The 3,202-nt window shown below is 62.4% G+C and carries 5 protein-coding genes; 3 read left to right on the forward strand and 2 right to left on the reverse strand.

The genetic code is table 11. The features are described 5' to 3' along the window. Positions 1-151 precede the first annotated feature (151 nt). A complete protein-coding gene (locus EOC06_RS34945; protein WP_127323233.1) occupies positions 152-292 on the reverse strand; it encodes a DUF1127 domain-containing protein in 141 nt (46 codons plus the stop codon). A gap of 49 nt (positions 293-341) precedes the next feature. Continuing rightward, a complete protein-coding gene (locus EOC06_RS34950) occupies positions 342-482 on the reverse strand; it encodes a DUF1127 domain-containing protein (protein ID WP_013531315.1) in 141 nt (46 codons plus the stop codon). 232 nt (positions 483-714) lie between these two features. On the opposite strand from EOC06_RS34950, the gene EOC06_RS34955 reads away from it, so the two are divergent. The 3 genes from EOC06_RS34955 to EOC06_RS34965 form a co-directional block, all read left to right on the forward strand. Next, on the forward strand, positions 715-1,833 hold the full coding sequence (locus EOC06_RS34955) for a DUF2157 domain-containing protein (protein ID WP_128309954.1): 1,119 nt from the start codon (positions 715-717) through the stop codon (positions 1,831-1,833). Next, a complete protein-coding gene (locus tag EOC06_RS34960; RefSeq protein ID WP_128309955.1) occupies positions 1,830-2,414 on the forward strand; it encodes a GDYXXLXY domain-containing protein in 585 nt (194 codons plus the stop codon). Before EOC06_RS34955 ends, EOC06_RS34960 begins: the two co-directional genes overlap by 4 nt. A gap of 26 nt (positions 2,415-2,440) precedes the next feature. After that, the coding region (locus EOC06_RS34965; protein WP_164898918.1) for an aromatic amino acid lyase at positions 2,441-3,202 on the forward strand (762 nt) is incomplete at its 3' end.

Raw genomic sequence — 3,202 nt, forward strand, 5'->3', positions numbered from 1 at the left:
TTGGGGCAAAATTCCTTTTGCCCCGGGTAACAGCGCCCGCCGCGGGAGGAGGTGCGGCGGGCGCCGTTTTGGTGGTCAACCCTTGGGAGGAGGTAAGGGGTGACCGTATTCGTCAAGGTCGGGGAGGAGGTCGACCCTGGCGAAATTCTGTCTAGATCGCCTGGCGGGCGATCATCTTGATTTCGTCGCGGACGATACCGAGATCATGCAGCTGGCGGTTGGAAAGGCGACCCAGCTCGGTAACCGTCTCGCGATATACGCGCCAGTTACGATAATTGCGGATCAGGTTCATTGTCGTTCTCTTTTTCAAAACTGGTTCGGACCATTCGCGGTCCGAAGAATTAGACCGCCTTGCGAGCGACGTAAGGAATGTCGCTGCGGCTGATGCCGAGGTCGGTCAGTTCACGGTTGCTCAGGCGGCTCAGCTCGGACACGGTGTCCCTGTAGCGGCGCCAGTTGCGGTAGTTGCGGATCAGGTTCATGGTAGTTCTCGTTTCGTCTTTCTTGCGGATCATTCCGTTTGTGTACGAACTATAAATAGGCGGACCCATATCGATTTAAAAGCGCTATGGCTGCATGGCAGCAATGCAAATTGTGCAATGCAGCATTAACGGGCGTTCACGGACCTGACACAAAGAAACCCGAATCGGAAAATGTCGCCACGTCAACGATTTGACCGGATCGGCTGAAAGACCAAACTGGGGGAGACGCAGCATGGCGGGGTATTCGTCGCGGGTCAGGGCGGATATCGCGCGTTGGCTGCAGGCCGGGCTGATTGACGCCGCCACAGCCGATTCGCTTTCGCGCGATGTCGAGGCCAACGAGCGCAAGTCGCTCAGCTTCGGCTCTATCCTGGCGATGATGGCTGCCGTGCTGTTCGGAGCCGCCATCCTGATTTTCGTCGCCGCCAATTGGGACGCGATCCCGCGGCTGGCGCGCGTGGCGGCACTGTTTGCCGTCATCCTTGGTGGCTATGTCGGCGGCGCGGTGCTGAAGGCCCGCGACCATGCGGCGATCGGCGAAGCGCTCTGGATCGTGGCGGCTGCGGCTTTCGGCGGCTCGATCGCGCTGATCGGCCAGATGTATCATCTCTCGGGCGACGAGGCCTCGGCTCTGGTCACCTGGGGCGCCGGCACGGCGCTGGCGGCGGTTGCGCTGCGTTCTAATCCGCTGACAGTCGCTTCGGTCGGCATCGCCGATGCCTGGCTGTTCCTGAAAGGCTTCGATTACTACAGCCGCAGCGAATTTCCGCATGCCTTCTTGATCATGGCGATCGTGCTGTTTGCCGTCTCGTTCTGGACCCGCAGCCAGGCGGCTCGCCACCTGATCATCCTGTCGGTTCTGTTCTATCTTGTGCTGCTGGTCACCAACCACGACACGCTGCAGGCTGCGATCCCGCTGGTCGTCGTCTCGGCGCTGCTGTTCGCGGCCTCGGTCTTCGCGCCGGATCCGGTCGACCGGGTCGTGCAGCTCGGCGGCCGCTTGCCCTTGCACGCACTGCTCGGCTTCCTCACCGGCCTCGCAATGATCCAGTTCGAACTCGCCGACGAGAGCACTTACAACAGCGGTTTCGCCATCGCTTCGGTGATCGCGCTGGCCGGCATTGTCGCGGCAATCGTGCTGGCAGGACGGGAGAGCCGTGGGCTACGCTGGCTTGCCTATCTCGGCTTCGCCTTCGAACTCGCCATCATCTATGTGGTGACCTTGCAATCGATGCTCGATACGGCCGGCTTCTTCCTTGCCGCCGCGGTGCTGCTCGGCATCCTTGCGATCGTCATCATCCGCGTGGAAAAACGCATGAAGGGTCCAGATGCCAAAGGAGCCACGGCATGATCACCGGGAAAAGGCTTGTCATCTCGGCACTGGTGCTGGCGCTCGTCCAGATCGGCTTCCTGAGCTGGATCATCGCCGGCCGGGCGGCGATCCTGCGCAACGGCAAGGAAGTCCTGCTGAAGATCGAACCTGTCGATCCGCGCGACCTCCTGCGCGGCGATTATATTATCCTGGGCTACGAGATTTCGCGCATACCGGTGAAAATGATCGCCAACATCCCGCCCGACAAATTTTCAAGCGACGATACGTCGATTGTCGTGCGCCTGAAGAAGGGCGCCGACGGCTATTGGCAGCCGGCGACCGCCTGGTTCGGCAAGGCGCCAACGCCGGCCGCCGCCGACGAGGCCGATATTCTAGGCCATGTCGCCGAGGGCTGGGACCTTCGCGGCGAAGAGGCGACCATCGCGCCGGACTACGGTGTCGAGCGCTTCTATCTGCCGGAAGGCGAGGGGATGGCGATCCAGAACGACATGCGGGTGCGGCCATTCGGCATCCGTCTTGCGCTCGCCGGCGACGGCACCGCGCAGATCAAGGCGCTGGTCGACGGCGACAAGACGCTATTCGAGGAACCACTCTACTAAGTCCCTTATTTCCAGTGGTGTGAAGCATGCCAGTTAGCCTGTCGACGCGTGACGACATCAACCTCGACACTGTTTTCCGTGTCGCCTGGAAGAAGGACACGGTGGAGATCGGCGAGAAGGCCCTGCAGCGCATCGCCGAATGCCGCGCCTCGTTTCTGAAGCTGATTGAATCCGATCCGCCACCGGTCATCTATGGCGTCACAACCGCCATGGGGGAATTGGCAAGCCGAAAGCTCGAACCTGACGAGCGTGATCGCCATGCGCGCATCAAGGCGTTTGCCGCCGCCACCTCGTTCGGCGATCCCTTGCCGGATCGCGTGGTCAGGGCGATCGTGCTTGCCCGTCTGACGAATTTCATCGAGGGCAACGCCGCCACAACGCCGCGCATCGCGCTAGCCGTGGCCGCAATGCTCGACGGGGAGCCGATGCCTGTCGTGCCGGCCTCCGGCCAGGGCGGCGCCGGTGAGATCCTGGCGCTCTACCCCTTGTTTGCAGAACTTTCGACGCGTTTCGACCTCGAGGTCAAGGAACGGGGTTCGCTCATCAACGGCTCGCCTTGCGCTGCCGCTCTGGTGGCAGACGCAGCGCTCGCGGCGCGCCGCCGGATCCGCATGGCGCACCAGGTGTTCGCGCTGTCGATCGAGGCGTTTCGTGCCCCCCTCGAACACTATGACGCCGCCCTCGACACGCTCTGGGGCGATGAGCATGAGGCCGCGGCCCTGCAGGGTTTGCGGGAATTTCTGGTTGGCGCCGGCGACGGGCGGCGCAACTATCAGGCGCCGGTCAGC

It is taken from the genome of Mesorhizobium sp. M7A.F.Ca.MR.362.00.0.0 (genome assembly GCF_004023175.1).
Lineage (GTDB): Bacteria > Pseudomonadota > Alphaproteobacteria > Rhizobiales > Rhizobiaceae > Mesorhizobium.

Coding starts and splice junctions, on each gene's coding strand:
- EOC06_RS34950 (WP_013531315.1), bottom strand. CDS start 482: ATGAACCTGATCCGCAACTACCGCAACTGGCGCCGCTACAGGGACACC.
- EOC06_RS34955 (WP_128309954.1), top strand. CDS start 715: ATGGCGGGGTATTCGTCGCGGGTCAGGGCGGATATCGCGCGTTGGCTG.
- EOC06_RS34960 (WP_128309955.1), top strand. CDS start 1,830: ATGATCACCGGGAAAAGGCTTGTCATCTCGGCACTGGTGCTGGCGCTC.
- EOC06_RS34945 (WP_127323233.1), bottom strand. CDS start 292: ATGAACCTGATCCGCAATTATCGTAACTGGCGCGTATATCGCGAGACG.